The organism is bacterium, assembly GCA_021372775.1.
Lineage (GTDB): Bacteria > Acidobacteriota > Polarisedimenticolia > J045 > J045 > JAJFTU01.
This window is the reverse complement of record JAJFTU010000189.1, coordinates 1-16,777: the sequence shown is the minus strand read 5'-3', so window position 1 is coordinate 16,777 and position 16,777 is coordinate 1. Positions and strand designations below refer to the sequence as shown.

General features: G+C 73.3%; 11 protein-coding genes. 8 read left to right on the top strand and 3 right to left on the bottom strand.

Translation table 11 applies throughout. The features are described from left to right. The first annotated feature begins 42 nt into the window (after positions 1 to 42). The gene (locus LLG88_06405; protein ID MCE5246537.1) at positions 43 to 2,508 is read left to right on the top strand and encodes a pre-peptidase C-terminal domain-containing protein; all 2,466 of its coding nucleotides are present in this window, start codon (positions 43 to 45) and stop codon (positions 2,506 to 2,508) included. 81 nt (positions 2,509 to 2,589) lie between these two features. Here LLG88_06405 and LLG88_06400 read toward each other — a convergent pair whose 3' ends face one another. Beyond that, on the bottom strand, positions 2,590 to 3,768 hold the full coding sequence (locus tag LLG88_06400; GenBank protein ID MCE5246536.1) for a glycosyltransferase: 1,179 nt from the start codon (positions 3,766 to 3,768) through the stop codon (positions 2,590 to 2,592). A gap of 427 nt (positions 3,769 to 4,195) precedes the next feature. Here LLG88_06400 and LLG88_06395 point away from each other — a divergent pair, with 427 nt between their 5' ends. Genes LLG88_06395 through LLG88_06375 form a run of 5 tightly spaced genes read left to right on the top strand, consistent with a single transcriptional unit; the run spans position 4,196 to position 9,521 of the window. Further along, positions 4,196 to 5,869 (top strand): hypothetical protein, encoded by a 1,674-nt coding sequence (locus LLG88_06395; GenBank protein MCE5246535.1) that lies wholly within the window; start codon positions 4,196 to 4,198, stop codon positions 5,867 to 5,869. After that, positions 5,866 to 7,080, top strand: a complete 1,215-nt coding sequence (locus LLG88_06390; GenBank protein ID MCE5246534.1) for a DegT/DnrJ/EryC1/StrS family aminotransferase — start codon at positions 5,866 to 5,868, stop codon at positions 7,078 to 7,080. The genes LLG88_06395 and LLG88_06390 overlap by 4 nt, the downstream gene beginning before the upstream one ends. Then, positions 7,077 to 7,910: a DUF692 family protein gene (locus LLG88_06385; GenBank protein ID MCE5246533.1), complete on the top strand. Its 834-nt coding sequence runs from the start codon at positions 7,077 to 7,079 to the stop codon at positions 7,908 to 7,910. The genes LLG88_06390 and LLG88_06385 overlap by 4 nt, the downstream gene beginning before the upstream one ends. Beyond that, positions 7,903 to 8,739, top strand: a complete 837-nt coding sequence (locus LLG88_06380; protein ID MCE5246532.1) for an N-acetylneuraminate synthase family protein — start codon at positions 7,903 to 7,905, stop codon at positions 8,737 to 8,739. Before LLG88_06385 ends, LLG88_06380 begins: the two co-directional genes overlap by 8 nt. A 2-nt stretch (positions 8,740 to 8,741) precedes the next feature. Further along, a complete protein-coding gene (locus LLG88_06375; GenBank protein ID MCE5246531.1) occupies positions 8,742 to 9,521 on the top strand; it encodes a glycosyltransferase family protein in 780 nt (259 codons plus the stop codon). Positions 9,522 to 9,585: 64 nt separating this feature from the next. On the opposite strand, the gene LLG88_06370 is transcribed toward LLG88_06375, so the two are convergent. Continuing rightward, positions 9,586 to 10,461: a hypothetical protein gene (locus LLG88_06370; GenBank protein ID MCE5246530.1), complete on the bottom strand. Its 876-nt coding sequence runs from the start codon at positions 10,459 to 10,461 to the stop codon at positions 9,586 to 9,588. Positions 10,462 to 10,590: 129 nt separating this feature from the next. Here LLG88_06370 and LLG88_06365 point away from each other — a divergent pair, with 129 nt between their 5' ends. Beyond that, positions 10,591 to 11,436, top strand: coding sequence for a glycosyltransferase family 2 protein (locus LLG88_06365; GenBank protein ID MCE5246529.1), 846 nt, complete (start codon positions 10,591 to 10,593; stop codon positions 11,434 to 11,436). 58 nt (positions 11,437 to 11,494) lie between these two features. Here LLG88_06365 and LLG88_06360 read toward each other — a convergent pair whose 3' ends face one another. Then, positions 11,495 to 15,367: a glycosyltransferase gene (locus LLG88_06360; protein MCE5246528.1), complete on the bottom strand. Its 3,873-nt coding sequence runs from the start codon at positions 15,365 to 15,367 to the stop codon at positions 11,495 to 11,497. 298 nt (positions 15,368 to 15,665) lie between these two features. On the opposite strand from LLG88_06360, the gene LLG88_06355 reads away from it, so the two are divergent. Continuing rightward, positions 15,666 to 16,777 (top strand): methyltransferase domain-containing protein (locus LLG88_06355; GenBank protein MCE5246527.1); only part of this gene is annotated, 1,112 nt, incomplete at its 3' end.

The window sequence follows — 16,777 nt, the reverse complement described above, 5'->3', positions numbered from 1 at the left end:
GCGCGGACGCCGCGGACCCACGTTTTTCTCGGGGAGGGGGCAATGAACCGTCACGTCGGCCCGAAGGGGCTCCGCCTGCTGGCGATCGGTCTCGCGCTGCTGACGGCGAACGTCGCCGCGGCGCACACGAACATCGACTACTCGGCGCACGTCGCGTTCGGCGCGCCGGTCTGGCGCGCGGTCGCCTACGCCGGCGGCTACACGCTGGCCGGCTTCAACAAGACGCTCGTCGTCTTCAAGTCGCCGCAGCCGGAGTCGCTCTCCGTCGCGGCGCTCGCCGAGTTCAACGGCTCGGTGCGCGACATCTTCTACACCGGCGGCCGCTACGCCTACGTCGCCGCGACGAGCGACGGCTTGGCCGTCCTGGACATGAACGACCCCACCGCCCCGACGCGCGTCGGCGCCGCCGCCGTCGGCGGCAACGCGCGTTCGGTGACGGTCGTCGGCATCTACGCCTACGTCGGCGACTACACCGGGTTCTACGTCGTGGACATCTCGACGCCGACCGCGCCGGCCGTGCGGGGGAGCATCGCCGGCATCGACGCCGAGGACGTCGTCGCCTCCGGCAACTACGTCTACGTCGCCGCCGCCGGCGGCGGCGTGAAGGTCGTGGACGTGAGCACGCCGACCGCACCGGTCGTGAAGGCGACGATGCCGATCGCCGGGAACGCGACCGGACTGGCGTTGTCGGGCTCCACGCTCTACGCCGCGCTCAGCGGCGGCGGCGTCGCGCTCTACAACGTCGCCAATCCGCTCGCGCCGACGCTGGTCTCGTCCATCACCACGACGGGCTACGCCTACGACGTCCTGATCAGCGGGACGAAGCTCTACGTCGGCGCCTACAACCTCGTCGTCGTGGACGTCTCCGACACGGCGAACCTGAAGGTGCTCGGGCAGGTCTATCTGAACTGGTCGGTGACGGGGCTCTGCCTCGCCGGCGGGAAGGTGGACGCCGTCGGGGGCGCCGGGCTTTCGGTCGTGGACGTGTCCAAGCCCGCCGCGCCGGTCCGCAGCGCCTTCTACCCCGCGGCGGAACTCGTGAACGACATGGCGTTGGACGGCGACACGGCGGCGCTTTCGGTCGGCGGGAACGGCATCGTCTTCCTGGACGTCGCGTCGCCCCGCCACGCGACCGTGCGCGGCGCCTTCTTCCCCGGCGGAAACGTCGGCCGTCTGGCGATGCAGAACGGCTACGTCTACGTCCTCGGCGGCCCGCTCTCCGTGATCGACGCCACGACGACGACGCCCGCCGTGGTCGGGCAGTACAACGGCATGAGCTCGCCGGCAGACGTGGCCGTCGCCGGCAACTACGCCTATCTCGTCAACAACTCCGCCTCGGTGGACATCGTGGACATCTCCACGCCCTCGGCGCCGAAGAAGGTCGCGACGGCGACGACGCGGGACACCGCCAACCACGTCCAGGTCTACGGCGACCGCGTCTTCCTCGGCGGCGCCGACGCGTTCCAGATCCTCGACGTCGGCGCGCCCGCGGCGCCGGTCGTGCGCGGCCTCTACCCGATGCCCCACGCGGTCAAGGACATCGCCGTCGCCGGCGACGTGGCCTACGTCGTGGACGACGCGGCGGGACTGACGGTGCTGGACGTGCGCAATCCCGACGCCCCGACGTGGGCGGGGCAGGACACGGCGCCGAGGACGTCGTATTCGATCGCGCTGTCCTCGCGCCGCGCCTACATCGGCGCGACGGGCGGTTTGTACGTGGACGACCTGCAGGATCCGTACGCCCCGGCGCAGATCGGGGTGTTCTCCACGACGACCAACGGCGTGATGGGCATCGGCGTCGCGGACGGCTACGCCGTGGCGGCGACGTGGTCGGACGGCGTCTACGTCGTCCACAACACGGGAGAGTGCTTCGACCCGTTCGAGCGGAACAACGAGCAGGCCTCCGCCTGGCCGCTCCCGTTCTCGGCGGTCCGGCAGCCGATGATCTGCGACACCGCCGACGTCGACTGGTTCAAGGTGACCGCGCCGTCCGGCGGCACGATCCAGGCGACGATGGCCCCGCCGACCGGCGCGAACTACGACCTCTTCCTCTACGACGCCGCCGGCAACATGGCCGCGGCCTCCGTCGCCGCGGACGACGCCGTGGAAAGCGTCTCCCGCACGACCGCGCAGGGCGGCGACTGGTACCTCAAGGTCGTCGGCTCCGGCCTGTCCTACAGCGCGACGTCCCCCTACACGCTCTACGCGACCTTCGCCGCCTGCGTCGCGCCGACGCAGCCGGTCTACGTCTACGGCAGCGTCCGCGACGCCAACAACAACGTCACGCTCAACGTCCAGGACCCGAACCAGCCGACGTCGGTGGGCGGCTACAACATCTACCGCGCCGCCGCGCCGCAAGGGCCGTGGACGCTCCTCGCCGCGAACGTCGTGGACATGGACAAGAGCCTCGCCAACGTGCAGTTCACCGACGTCGGCTCGAACGACGGCGCGACCTACTTCTACCGCGTGACCGCCGTGAACGCGGCCTGCGGCGGCGAGGGGCCCTGACCGCGCGCCGTTTCGCGCGGCCTCGACCGACGTCGTGCGCGCGGCGACGCGCCCGACCGCGCGCCGGAGACGGCCGCGCCTTCAGCCCCGCGCCGCGCGAACGACCTCGCGGAGCACGTCGGCGGCGCGGGCGCGGAAGGCGCGGTCGTTCTCCTCGAACCAGGCGCGCGCGCGGCGGCCGACGACGCGGCGCGCGCCTTCGTCCCACGCGAGGGCTCGTTCCACCCCCGAGGCGATGCCCGCGGCGTCCACGCGGTAGGTCGTCGCGAGCCGCTGCCGTCCCGTGCCGGAGCAGGGGATCAGGATCCCGCGAAGCTCCGTGACCAGCTCGCTCATCGGCGGCGCGTCCACCGTGATCGTCGTCGCCCCGACGCTCATCGCCTCGACGATGTAGTGCCCGAACCCCTCCGTCTCCGAGGGGCAGACGTGGAAGGCGTGGCGGTTCTGGAGCCGCCGCAACTCGTCGTCCGGGAGGTAGGCGACGATCTGCTCGACGTTCCGCGCCGTCGCGCGCCCCTTCGCCTTCGCGGGGTTCTGCACGACGGTGAGCCGCGGCCACTCGGGATGCGCGTGCCACGCCTCCAGCAGCGCGGCGGTTCCCTTCGCTTCGCTGTTCCCCGCGAGATGGAAGAACGCCCGCTCGCGCGGGACGCCCTCCTCCAGGCGGTCGTCGCTGGTGAAGCCGAGGCGGCGAACCGGCTTGCCGAGCGGGCGGAACGCGAGCTCGGCGTGCCGCGTCTTGACCAGCGCCGCGTCGATCTCGGAGTAATGCTCGGCGTCGCACTCCTTGAACCACTCGGGGTTCGGCAGCAGCACGTTGACGCGCGCCGCGCGGAGGAACCGCGGCCGGATCCGCTCGATCATGACGTTGACGTCGAACGCCGGCCCGCCCGCGGCGACGGCCCGCGCGCGGTCGCGCGCGCGATGGAACCAGACCAGCGGCGCGCGGTCGCGCCGGCCGACGCGGTCGCCGGGAACCGCGAGGATCGAGACCCGCGCGCCGGCGTCGGCGAGCGCCCCGGCCAGGAGGCGCATGTCCCGCGCGAGGCCCACGCCGTTGTCCCAGCCGATGATCTGGACGCGGAGCGCCGCGTCGGCGCCGGGAATCCGCGCCGCTCCGGCGGCGGGAGTCTGTGCCGCGTCGGCGGCCGGAGTCCGCGCCGCGCGCGCCGCGCCCGAACGCGCGGGCGGCGCTTCCGCCGCCGTCCCGCTCCGCGGCCGCACGCCGTCCGCCTTCTCTCTCGCCGATCCCGCGCTCATCCCCACTTGACGTTCTCTTCCCCCGCCGCGGGAACGCCCCTCCCCCGGGGCGCGGCGACCATCCCGCTCCGGGAGAGCCGCCGGCGGCCCGGTCATCCTATCACCGGTGTCGCCACCAATGGCGTCGCCGACGGACGAACTTCCGCGTCCCGGCCTCGTCGGCGAAGCCCGCCGGGCTTTCCCGCCGCCGCGGGCGCGGCATTTCGTGGCCGCCGGCCGTCAACGGATTGACGGGCGCCGCGGCCGCGGGCGGGCCGCCGCGGGTCGGTGGGGCGGAGCGTCCGGCGCAGGGGCGACTGAGGCGGCCGCGGCGGTCGATAATACCCCGGCGCGCCGGGGCCGTGCCCCCGCCGCGCTGGCCCGCGATTTGCACTTGCCGAACCGAGGTCGGCGCGCCGCGCCGCCTCGCGAGGAACCGTTCCGCCCGATGACCGACCTGTCCAAGACCACGCGCCCCGCCTTCCGTCCCCCCGGCCCCGGAGGGTGGCGCGGCGAGTTCGAGCGACTCGCCGCGCAGCCGCCGCGCCCGATCGCCGGGCCGCCGCCGCGGCGCCGGCGGATCGTCGTGCCGCTGCTCGTCGGCGCGAGCGACCTCTTCCTCGCCCGCGAGGGGTTGATCGGACACGCGCTGCGGCTGCGCGGCGCCGACGTCCTGTTCGCGCTCTGCGACGGACTGCCGGCCTGCGACGCGCGCACGCACGACAACGATCCGGCGGAGATGTGCCGCGGCTGCGCGGCCCACGGCGCCGACGCGCTCCGCGCCTTCGGCCACCGCTTCGTGCGGCTCTCGGAACTCGTCGATCCGGACGAGGCGCGCGCCGCGCGGGAGCGCGCGGCCGCCTGTCCGCCGGAAGCGCTGTTCGCGGCGCGTCTCGGCGGCGCCGCGCTCGGCGACTTCGTCTTCGCCTCCACGCTCCGCTACTTCCGCGCCGGCGCGTTCGAGGCCGACGACCCCGCGGTCGTCGCCAAGGCGCGGGAGTATCTCGCCGCGGCGACGATCTGGGCGCTCGCGGCGCGCGCGCTGTACCGCCGGCTCGCCCCGTCGAAGGTCTTCTCGTCGCACGGCATCTACTCGTCGTGGGGGCCGTGGCACGCCGTCGCCCGCGCGATGAACGTGCCGTACGCGAGCTACTCCGGCGGCTGGCGCCGCGGCACGCTGCTCTGCCGCAGCGACGAGCCGCGCGCGTTCGACTGCGACGACATCTGGCCGCGCTGGGCCGACCGGCCGCTGAACGCGGCGCGGCGGCGGCGCATCGAGGAGTACCTCGGCTCGCGCGAAGACAACCGCGCCGACTTCTACCAGTACTTCGATCGCCTCGACCGCGACGCCGCCGCCTTCGCCGCGCGCCTCGACGTTTCGTTCGACGGATGGCGGCGCCGCGTCGGCGTCTTCACCAACGTCGCCTACGACGCCGCGCGCCCGCGCGCCGCCGGCGCCTTCCCGAACATGTTCGAGTGGCTGACGGGCGCCGTCGCCCGCGCCGCCCGCGACCCGCGCACGCTGGTGATCGTCAAGACGCACCCCGCCGAGCGGCGGTTCATCGAGCGCACGCCGGGGCGCTGGAGCGCCGCCGCCGCGCTGCGCCGCGCCCTCGATCCGCTCCCGCCGAACGTCCGGATCGTGGACCCCGACGACAACGTGAGCACGCGCACGCTCTACGGCCTGATCGACCTCGGCCTCGTCTACACGTCGTCGGTCGGGCTGGAGATGGCGGCCGCGGGGCTGCCGGTCCTGACCCCCGGCACCGGCGTGCACTACGAGAAGCCGGGGATCGTGCTGACCGCCGCCGACCCCGCCTCGTACTTCGCCGCGCTCGACGCCCTGCTCGAGGATCCCGCGTCGTTCCGCCCCGACCACGAGTTGCTGCTGCGCTACGCCTACACGCTCTACTTCCGGAAGTCGATTCCGTTCGAACCGCTCGACGTCGCCGGCTGGGAGGCCGCGGGCCTGGCGATCGACGACCTCGCCGAGCTGGCGCCTGGCCGCTTCCCCGGCCTCGACGCGCTCTGCGAGGGGATTCTGAACGACGCGCCGTTCGAGGCCCCCGACGCGGACGAGACGCCGGGCGGCGGCGCGGCGAAGCGCGGAGGCCGACGGTGAGCGCGCCGCTCCGCTGCGCGGAACTTCCCGCCGTCGCCGGCGGGACGCCGACCCGCGCGTCGTTCCTGGTCTACGGCAAGCCGCAGATTCTGCAGCCGGAGATCGACGAGGTCATCGAGACGATCCGCTCCGGCTGGATCGGCGCCGGGCCGCGCACGGCGCGCTTCGCCGAGTCGTTCCGCCGCTACGCCGGCGCGAAGCACGCCGCGGCGGTCAGCTCCTGCACCGCCGCGCTCCATCTCGCGCTCGCCGCGCTCGGCGTCGGACCGGGGGACGAAGTCGTCGCGCCGACGATGACGTTCTGCGCCACGGTCAACGTGATCGTGCACTGCGGCGCGACCCCCGTCCTCGCGGACTGCGATCCGCGGACGATGAACATCGACCCGGAGCGGCTCCGCGAGAAGATCACGCCGCGGACGAAGGCGATCATCGTCGTCCACTTCGCCGGCCGCGCCTGCCCGATGGACGAAATCCTCGCGATCGCGAGGGAGCGCGGCCTGCGCGTCGTCGAGGACTGCGCCCACGCGATCGAGACGACGTACCGCGGCCGCCACGCCGGCACGCTCGGCGACGTCGGCGCCTTCAGCTTCTACGCGACGAAGAACGTCTGCACCGGCGAGGGCGGGATGGTCCTCGCCGAGGACGCGGCGCTCGCCGAGCGGATCCAGCTCCTTTCGACGAACGGCATGAGCCGCGACGCGTGGAAGCGGTACGGCGCGGGCGGCTTCAGGCACTACTACGTCCACGAGCCGGGCTTCAAGTACAACATGACCGACCTGCAGGCGGCGTTCGGCATCCATCAGCTCGACCGCGTCGAGGCGAACCTCGTGCGGCGCCGCGCGCTCTGGGACCGCTACGACCGCGCGCTGGCCGGGCTGCCCTGCCTGACGCCGCCCCCCGAGGAACCGGGGACGCGCCACGCGCTGCACATGTACAACATCCTGCTCGACCTCGACCGCCTCGCCGCGACGCGCGACCAGATCCTCGACGCGCTGACGGCGGAGAACATCGGCGTCGGCGTGCACTACCTGCCGGTCCACTCGCAGCCGTACTACGCGCGGACGTTCGGCTTCTCCGACGCCGAATTCCCGAACGCGGCGCGGATCGGCGCGAGCACGCTGAGCCTGCCGCTGACGACGGCGATGACCGACGACGACCAGGACGACGTGATCCGCGCGCTCGCGAAGGTCCTCGGGTACTACGCGCGATGAACGGCGCCGCCCCGCTGCTGACGGTTCCGGTCTCCGACCTGCTGCTGCGGCCGGAGGCGGCGGCGCGTCTCGACGCGCTCGCCGAGGCCTACGAGCTGCGCGACCACTACGGCCCGCGCGACTTCGACACCGCGCGCCCGGTGCTCCTCCACTCCGACGAGAGCCTGCTCGCCCCGCTCGACGCCGACCCGCTCGCGCGCCGCGCCGAGCCGTTCGCCGCGCGCGGCCTGCTGCGCGTCGTCTCGCTGCACGCCCTCGCCCGCTGCACCGCGCCGCGCCTCGAGGGCGGCATGTTCCGTCCCGGCGGGCGGCGGATGGACGCCGACGAGATGGTGGACAACGCCGCGCGCAACGTCGCGCTGCTGCGGCGCGTCTTCGGGCCGGAGGTCGTCGTCGCCGTCGAGAACAACAACTACTACCCGACGCCGGCCTACGAGCTCGTCGCCGAGCCGGCGTTCCTCGCGCGGGTCGTCGCGGAGAGCGGCGCCGCGCTGCTGCTCGACGCGGCGCACGCCTTCATCAGCGCCCGCAACATGGGGCGCGAGGCCGCCTCGTACTTCGCCGGCCTGCCGCTCGCCGAGGTCGTGCAGCTCCACGTCGCCGGATTCGGCGAGTCGGGCGCCGTCTGGCGCGACGTCCACGAGGCGCCGACCGACGAGCAGTGGCGCGCCTCGCTCGACCTCCTGCCGCGGCTGCCGAACCTCCGCTACGCCGCGCTGGAGTACTACCGCGACCTCGATCGCCTCGTCGCGCTGATGGAGCGCCTCGGCGCCGCGCTGTCCGCGGCGGACGCGGCGCCCGTCGCCGCAGGAGCCACGGACAATGCCTGAGATCACGTTGGGCGGCCGGCGCGTCGCGCCGGGCGAGCCGGTCTTCGTCGTCGCCGAGGTGGGGATCAACCACGGCGGCGATCCCGCGCAGGCGGAGGCGCTCGTGCGCGCCGCGGCCGCCGCCGGGGCGGACGCGGTGAAGTTCCAGACCTACCGCACGGAGGCGCGCGTTCCGGCCGACAGCCCCTACTTCGGCCTGCTGAAGCGCTGCGAGCTGCCGTTCGCGCGGCAGGCGGAGATGAAGCGGCTGGCGGAGAGCCTCGGCCTCCTCTTCTTCTCGACCCCCTTCGATTCCGAGTGCGTGGACTTCCTCGACGCGATCGGCGTGCCCGCCTTCAAGCTCGCCTCGTTCGACATCGTCAACGGCGCCCTGACGCGCCGCGTGCTGGCCAAGGGGCGCCCGGTGATCGCCTCGACCGGCATGGCCGACCGCGCCGAGGTGGACGCCTTCGTCGAGGCCGCGGGCCACGGCCGCGTTCCCTTCGCCCTGCTGCACTGCGTCTCGGCCTACCCCACGCCGCCGCGCGAGGCGAACCTGCGCGTGATCGGCCGGCTGCGCGAGTTGTACGGCGTGCCGACCGGCTACTCCGACCACACGCTCGGCGTGGAGACGCCGGTGCTCGCCGCGGCCGCGGGGGCGCTGATCATCGAGAAGCACTTCACGCTCGACCGCGCCGCCGAAGGTCCGGACCACGCCCTCTCCGCCGACCCCGCGCAGCTCGCCGAGCTGGTGCGGCGGGTCCGCGAGGTCGAGCTCGCGCTCGGGCGCGACGACCTGGAGTGCCGCGCGGTGGAGAAGCCGTCGCTGCAGTTCCGGCGGCCGTCGTAGCGATGGCCGCCCCCCGCGTCGGCGCGATCGTCCAGGCGCGCATGTCCTCGACCCGCCTGCCGGGGAAGGTGCTGCGCGAGATCAAGGGGCGCCCGCTGCTCTCCTGGCTGCTCGAACGGGCGCGCGCGGCGACGTCGCTCGACGCGCTGGCCGTCGCGACGAGCGTCGGCGGCGACGACGACGTCGTCGCCGGCTTCTGCGCGGCGGAAGGAACGACCTGCCTGCGCGGGCCGCTCGACGACGTGCTGGAGCGGTACCGCATGGCGGCGGAGGCGCTCGATCTCGACGTCGTCGTGCGCCTGACCGGCGACAACCCGCTCGTCGATCCCGCGGTCGTGGACGCCGTCGTCGCCTTCTTCCTCGCCGGCGATCTCGACTACGCCTCGAACACCGCCCCGCCGCCGGGGACGTTCCCGCAGGGGCTCGACGTCGAGGTCTTCTCGCGCGAGGCGCTGGAGCGGGCGGCGCGCGACGCGGAGCTTCCTTCGGAGCGCGAGCACGTGACGTTCCGCTTTTGGAAGAACCCGAGCCTCTTCCGGATCGCCAAGCTCGACCACGCGCGCGACCTCTCGCGGTTCCGCCTCACGGTGGACGGGCCGGAGGATCTGGAGGTCGTGCGCGGCGTGGTCGAGGGGCTCGGGGTTTCGGGCGCTTCGCCGACGCTGGGCGAACTCGCGGACTACCTCGAGGCGCATCCCGAGCTGACGGCGCTGAACGGCCACGTCGAGCCGCACGCCGGATGGCGTCCGGCGCTCGCGGCCGACGCAGCGCTGAGGGGCTGAGGCCCGCGGCGGACGTCGCGCTCCGGGGCCGACGCCCCCGCGGGCGAAGCGGGCCGCGCGCCGGCTACTCGCCCAGGCGGCGCCGCAGGAAGCGGAAGTGCACCGGCCGTCCGTCGAGACGGCGCGCGGCGACGATCGCCAGCATCCCCTCGCCGCAGACGACGACCGGCTCGCCGTCCTGAAGACTCCAGATCTTCCCCGGCTGGCGGATCTCGAACTTCATCTCGGGAACGCGGCGCACCGCGTCCACGACGATCTCCTCGCCGCCGTAGGTCGTGCGCGCGCCGCCGTACGGCGCGCTCACCGCATCCACAAGCCGCTCGATCCGGTCGGCCGGCCACGACCAGTCGATGCCGTAGTCCTTCTCGTCGCGCCAAATGCTGTAGGTCGCCCGCGACTCGTCCTGCGGCGCGCCGACGAGCTTCCCCGCGTCCACCATCGCCACGACCTGCATCGCCGCCTCGGCGTAGGCGTCGGCGAGGCGCCGGTAGACGTCGCCGATCCGCGCCGGGTAGGTCACGGGCACGCGGACCTGGGCGTAGATCGGCCCCGCGTCCGGCGCGGCGATCGGCTTGAACGCCGTGACGCCGACCTCGGGCTCGCCGTTGACGAGCGCGGTGACGGTCGGCGCGAAGCCGCGGTAGCGCGGCAGCGGCGAGTCGTGGAAGACGACGAGCGTCTCCGGCGCGTCCTTGACGAGGAACTGCCAGCCGGCGGCGAAGACGACGTCGGCGGAGCTCCAGAGCGACGGGTCGAGCTGGTCGTGCGGCACGAACTTGTAGCCGTGCTTCTCGGCGAGCCGCACGACGTCGCCGTACGGGTCGGCGTCGAGGTTCTTGACCGGATGGGACGAGACGAACGCCACGGTCCCGCGGGCGTGCATCCGCTCGAAGAACTCGAAGCCCTTGGGGCCTCCCGCAAGGTAGCCGATCCGCGCCATGCCGCACCTCCGGTTCAGGGGGCTCCATCATAGGGGCGCGCGGCGCCGCGGTCACGCTCCGCGCGGGCGCCGGCCGCGGTCACGTTCCGCGCTGGACAAGGGGCGCCCCGGCGCGCAGATTTTGATCTCGTGACCGACGGATCATCGACCCCGCGGGTTTCGATCGTCATGCCGCTCTTCAACCGGGCGGAGCTGACGCGCGCCTGCGCGGCCGCGCTCTTCGGCCTCGAGGAGCGCGCCGCCTTCGAGCTGCTCCTCGTGGACAACGGCTCGAGCGACGCGACGCCGCGCCTCGTCCGCGAGCTCGCCGCCGCCGACCCGCGCGTCCGCGCGCTGCGGAACGCGAAGAACGTCGGCTTCGCGCGGGCCTGCAACCAAGGGGCCGCGGCGGCGCGCGGCGGCGACCTTCTCTTCCTCAACAACGACACCGAGCCGCGGGCCGGATGGCTCGACGCGCTGGTCGCCGTGCTCGACGACGACCCTTCGGTCGGCGCGGTCGGGGCGCGGCTGCTCTACCCCGACGGCACGATCCAGCACGCCGGCGTGCTGATCGCCGAGTTCCCCGGCGTCGATCCGCTGCGGGCGGTCCACGTCTACGCGCGGGCCCGCGGCGACGCGCCCGAGGTTCTGGAGCGGCGGGAGTACCAGGCGGTCACGGCCGCGGGGGCGCTCGTGCGGCGCGCGACGTTCGAGGCGCTCGGCGGCTTCGACGAGGAGTACTGGAACGGCTACGAGGACATCGACCTTTGCTTCCGGATCCGCGAGCGGGGGGAGCGGGTCGTCTACGAGCCGCGCAGCGTGATCGTGCACCACGAATCGCAGAGCGGTCCGGAGCGGTTCCGCGGCGTCGCGCGCAACGTGCGCCGGCTGCACGAACGCTGGATCGGGAAGGTCAAGCCGGACGTCGTCGTCGCGCCGGACGGCACGGCGCGCGACACCGGCGCCGGCCAGGTGCGCCGCTACCGAGTTTCCTGAACGCGCCGCCGCCGGACGACGACGCGCCGCGAGACCGAGCCGAGGCGGGGTCCCGGCGCTACGCCGGAACCCGCGCCCCGATCATCGCCCGCGCCTTCGCGCGGTAGTCGTCCACGATCGCGCCCGCGGCCTCGACGGCCTGCGGCGCCTTCTTCTCCGCCGCGTCGAGCACCTTCAGCGCGTCCGCGCCCCGCCCCTGCGCGAGGCAGCAGAGGGTCGCGTAGAGGAAGTCCTGCAGCGTCGCCGCGTGGTGGTCGGCGGCGAGCAGGAAGAGCGGGAGCGCCTCGTCGGGCCGCTGCCGCTTGAGGTGCAGCATCGCCAGGCCGCGCCAAACCGCGACGTTGACGTCGCCGACCGCGAGCGCCCGCTCGTACCAGTGCGCGGCCCGGTCGAGCCGGCCGCGCCCCTCGTCGCGCTCCGCCAGCGCGACGAGGAAGTCCTGCCGGCCGCGCCGCTTGAACGCCGCCGCCTTCTCGTGCAGCGGCGAGTCCGGCGGCGCCGGCAGCGGCTTCCGCAGAACGCGCAGCCGCTGGTACGCGTAGAGGGCGGGATCGGTCTTGTGCAGGCTCGTCAGGTGGCCCGTGCCGGTCGTGCGCTGGAAGCCGCGCAGCGTCCGGTCCGCGGTCGGGCGGCCGATGTGGTAGGGGTAGGTCAGCGAGCAGATGCGCCGCCAGAGATCCCAGTCGATCAGCACGCGCAGGCTCTCGTCCATTCCGCCGACCCGCTCGAACAGCTCGCGGCGGTGGGCGACGACGATCCCCTGGATTTGGTTGCCGTAAAGCAGGTCGGCGCCGACGACCTGGCGGTTGCAGACGAGCTGCCGCTTGACCTCGCGCCAGCCGCCGTCCTCCTGCTGGTCGTACGTCACGTCCACCGCGCCGGAGTAGGCGAACTCGATCCCGGGAATCGCCGTCAGCGGCAGCAGCAGGCTCTCGAGGTGGTCCGGGCGCCAGGTGTCGTCGTCGTCCTGATAGGCGAGGAACGGCCCCTTGGTCGCGGCGAACGCGGTGTTGATCGCGTGCCCTTTGCCGCGGTTCCGCTCCAGCTCGATCAGGTGGATCCGCTCGTCGCCGGCCGCGGCCACGATGTCGGCCACCGAGGGGCCGCCGTCGTTGACCAACGCCAGCTCCCAGTTCGGATACGACTGGGCGCGGATCGAGTCGAGCGTCGCGGGAAGGAAGTCGCGGCGGTTGTAGGTGGCGACCATGATCGAGACGAGCGGCTTCTCCTCGACGATCACGCGTCGCGCCGACGCCTTCGCCGCGCGGGCGCGCTCGAACGCCGGCCCGAGCGCGGCGAGATGTTCGAGCAGCTCCGCGACGCGGCGGTCGAAGGTGAACTCGGCGAGGACCCGCTCGCGCAGCCGCGCCGTGCGCTCCCGCTCGCGCTCCGGCTCGGCGAGCGCGCGGTCCACGATCCGCTTCAGCTCGCGCGGGCTGTCGTAGGCGTGGACGGCGAGCACGTCGGAGAGCCCGGCGACCTGATCGCTCACGACGGTCGCGCCGCAGGCGACGGCGTCGAAGGTGCGGTTGTTGACGAACCCCTCGGCCCGCATCTCCGGCTGGTGGTCGTTGAGCGCCACCCGGCCGAGGTTGTAGACCTCGGGCAGCTTCTCGTGCGGCACGAACGTCCCCTGCCAGACGCCGTCCGGCAGCAGCCCGTCCCAGCACGCCCCCCAGACGCCGAGACGATGAGTCGTCGGCAGCAGGTCGGCGACGATCTGCCGCATCCCCAGCCGTCCCTCTCCCTTGTTGTTGCCGACGAAGACGACGTCGAAGAACGGCTTCACGTCCGGCAGCGGGCGGAAGTGCTCCGGGTCGGTCGCCTGCAGGAACGGGATCACCGGAACGTCCGCTTCGCGGCGCAGCCGGCGGGCGAGCGGCCGCGAAGCGACGAGCAGCGAGTCGTAGCGGGCCAGTTCCTCCTTCGTGTGGCGGCCCGGATGGTTGATCATCCAGAGGAGGTTCACGTTCCACGGCTTGGGGTGGTATTCGGAGAGCCCCGAGATGTGGATCGTCACGTCGACGTCGAGATCGTCCTTGCCCCACTCGTTGAGGTAGTGGACGACGCAGCGGTGGCCGGCGCGCTCCAGCGCCTTGGCCATCCCCTCGGCGAAGAAGATGTCGCCCCAGTTCGAATGGGTCCGCGTCGGCGGGCCGATCTTGAGCGCGAAGGAGAGCGGCCGCGCGACGGCCGGGCGGTCGACGAGGCGGCTCGCGTAGCGGAAGTCGTCCTGCACGAGCGCGTCCCGCCAACGCGCCGTCGTGCGCATCAGGTTCCGCTCGCGGTGGTTCAGCCGGCCGTCGCTGACCATCTCGTGGTGCGTGACGACCGAGTCGGGGCGGTAGACGACGGCGCGTCCCGCGCGGCCGAAGCGCAGGCAGAGATCGATGTCCTCGTGGCCGTTGACGAACACCTCGTCGAACAGGCCGCGGCGCAGGAACTCGTCCGTCCGCGCGGCGAGGCAGGCGCCGGTGACGATCGGGAAGGTCCGCCGCTCGAGGACCAGCGGGTCGTCGGCCGCCTTGCGGCAGTGGACGTGGAACGGGATCTGGTCGCGGCCGATCGCCACGCCGGCGTGCTGGATCGTCCCGTCGCCGTAGAGCAGGCGCGCGCCGACGATCCCCGTCTCCGGATGGGCGTCGAGTTCCTCGACCAGCGGAGCGAGCCAGCCGCGGTGGACCTCGGTGTCGTTGTTGAGGAAAAGGACGATCCGTCCGCGCGCGAGCCGCGCCCCTTGGTTGCAGGCGCGCGCGAAGCCGAGGTTCGTTTCGTTGCGCCAAACGCGCAGCCGCGGCTCCTCGGCCGCGATCCGCGCCAGCGTCTCCGGCGTGCCGTCGGAGCTGCCGTTGTCCACGACGATCACTTCCCACGACGGCGCGTCGCCGGTGTTCGCGGCGAGGCTGCGCAGGCACTGCTCGGTGTACTCGATCTTGTCGAAGACCGGCACGACGACGCTGACGTCGCAGGCGGGCCGCAAGCGCGCCGGGCGGCGCGCGACGGCGCAGAGGGTCGCGGCGGCGGTATCGAAGCCGGGCCGCGCGGCGGCGGCCGCTTCGAGGTCGGCGCCTCCTTGGGAGAAGAACGCCACGTCTTCGAACCGCTCCCGCAGCGCGGCGTCGAGCTGCTCGAAGCTCCAGCGGCCGTCGGGCGTCTCGTCGGCCAGAGTCGGCCGGCGGTCGGGCGCCGGCACGGTCAGCAGCAACGCCCCGTCGCGGTTCAGGTGGCGCACGACCGAGTCGAGGAGCTGTTCGGCGCCGCGCCACTGCGGATCCTCGATCGTCGCGGCGACGAGATCGAAGCCGCGGCCGAGGTCGAGCGCGAGTGGATCGGCGGCGAGCGCGCGGAAGCCGCCGCGGGCCAGGGCGCCGGCCGCCTCGCGGCGTCGCGGCGACGCCTCGACGGCGACCCGCTCCGCGACCGGCAACGCGCCGAGAATCCAGCCGTCGGGTCCGCCGAGATGCAGGGCGCGGCCGTCCGCCTTGAGTTCGGGCGCGACGTCGCGGGCGCGGGCGATCGCCGGCATTACCTCGGCGTACGGCGCGAGGCCGGGTACCGCGAGGAGCGAAGCCGGGCCGTCGGGGCCGAGCAGGAAGCTCGCCGGCCACGGCGCGTCGCCGAGCGCCTGCGCGGCCGCGCCTTCCACCGCCTCCGCCAGCGCCGCCAGATCGGCGGCGCCCGACGCGGCGAAACGCGCGGGGAAGACGTAGGCCGGATCGGGGTCGGCGATCCGTTCCACGAGCAGGATCACGACGCGCCGGTCGTCCGGGCCGACGAACGTCAGATCGACGAACTGCCGTTCCCGTCCCGCGAAGACCGCCCGTTCGGCGCGCGCCCACTCGAGGCGTCCGCCGGCGCCGACGATCTCCGCCAATTCGTCCGGGCCGTTGAGCTGGAACCGGTCCGTTCCCTCTTGGAACCGCAGCTGCATCGTGGCTCCCCTTGCGCACACTCGTGCGAACAGAAGCAAAGCAAGGGCGGCGCCACGAGAGGCGACGGCGCGGGGCGGTTCCGGGAGCGCCCCGCGGACGAAACAGCCGGAGATCCATCCTTAGTCCGTCAACAATTCGACAGACGCGGACCGTTTACCGACGCCTCGCGGTCGCGGATAGCCGCGCCGCGCGCCGGATTCGCCCGCTTCGGCGGCCAGCCGGCGGCGGCGATCCCCGCCCGCCTATGGCCTTCTTCTTGCATGACCAAGGCGGGACCGACTGTCCCGAGAGGATGCGATGCTGCCCTGCCCGATCTGCGGCGCCACGTCGTTCCAGGATTTCAGCGGCCGCGCCAACGCCGTCTGCACGCGGTGCGGAAGCCTCGAGCGGCACCGCGCGCTCGTCTCCGTCTTCGAGTCCCTTCCCGAGAGCGCGGCGCCCGGCCGCTGCCTCGAGGTCGCCCCGCTCAGCCCCGAGGTCTACGGCGGCTATCTCCGCCGCCGCGGCTGGCGCTACACCTGCACCGACAAGTGGAAGACCGGAAACCCGCAGGATCCACGCGCGGTCGGCTTCATCGACTTCGAGGCCGATCTCGTCCACATGCCGATGTTCGCCGACGGCTCGTTCGACCTCGTGATCATCCAGCACGTGATCGAGGAGATCCCCGACTTCGGCGCGGCCCTTTCGGAGATCGCCCGCGTCCTCTCGCCGCGCGGTGTCGCCCTGCTCGAGATCCCCTACGACCCGGCGTCGGCCCGCTCGGAGAAGGCGCCGCCGAATCACTTCGGGAATCTCTGGCGCTTCGGGACCGACCTTCTCGACGAGATCCGCCGCCGCCTGCCGCGGCTGGAGATCGCGCGCCTCGCGCAGGGGGACTACTCCGGCGATCTCTTCGTCTGCCGCCCCGCGGCGCGGACGAGCCGCGGGCCGGTCTTCATGGCCCACGGCCACGACCGCGCGTTCGGCGACGATCTGCGGGCGCTGCTCGGCCATCTGCGGCGCGAGGGGATCCGCTGCCTCTCCGGCGACGAGTACCTCGCCGGCGAGGACGGCGCGCTGCTCACGATCGACGACGGCCATCCGAACGACCTCGCCGTGGCCTACCCGATCCTGCGCGAGTTCGACGCCCGCGCCGTCAGCTTCCTCATCCCGCTGCGGGCCGACCTCTCGCCGCGCGTGGTCGACTGGGACGCGTGGCGCGCCGCCCTCGACCGGATCGAGGTCGGTTCGCACACGCTGACCCACACGAAGGTCGGCACGGGCCGCGCGGGCGAGCCGGCGACCGGCCAGGCCAACGTCGCCGGCGTGCACGGCTTCGACGTCTTCGACCCCGTTCCCGGCCTCGCGGCGTGCGAGTACGACCCGCTGCGCCGGCAGTTCGAGAGCCGCGAGACGCGGCGCGCGCGGCT

Excerpts from the sequence above, each read along its gene's own strand:
- LLG88_06395 (MCE5246535.1), top strand. The coding sequence starts at position 4,196 with ATGACCGACCTGTCCAAGACCACGCGCCCCGCCTTCCGTCCCCCCGGC.
- LLG88_06360 (MCE5246528.1), bottom strand. The coding sequence starts at position 15,367 with ATGCAGCTGCGGTTCCAAGAGGGAACGGACCGGTTCCAGCTCAACGGC.
- LLG88_06400 (MCE5246536.1), bottom strand. The coding sequence starts at position 3,768 with ATGAGCGCGGGATCGGCGAGAGAGAAGGCGGACGGCGTGCGGCCGCGG.
- LLG88_06375 (MCE5246531.1), top strand. The coding sequence starts at position 8,742 with ATGGCCGCCCCCCGCGTCGGCGCGATCGTCCAGGCGCGCATGTCCTCG.
- LLG88_06380 (MCE5246532.1), top strand. The coding sequence starts at position 7,903 with ATGCCTGAGATCACGTTGGGCGGCCGGCGCGTCGCGCCGGGCGAGCCG.
- LLG88_06405 (MCE5246537.1), top strand. The coding sequence starts at position 43 with ATGAACCGTCACGTCGGCCCGAAGGGGCTCCGCCTGCTGGCGATCGGT.
- LLG88_06385 (MCE5246533.1), top strand. The coding sequence starts at position 7,077 with ATGAACGGCGCCGCCCCGCTGCTGACGGTTCCGGTCTCCGACCTGCTG.
- LLG88_06370 (MCE5246530.1), bottom strand. The coding sequence starts at position 10,461 with ATGGCGCGGATCGGCTACCTTGCGGGAGGCCCCAAGGGCTTCGAGTTC.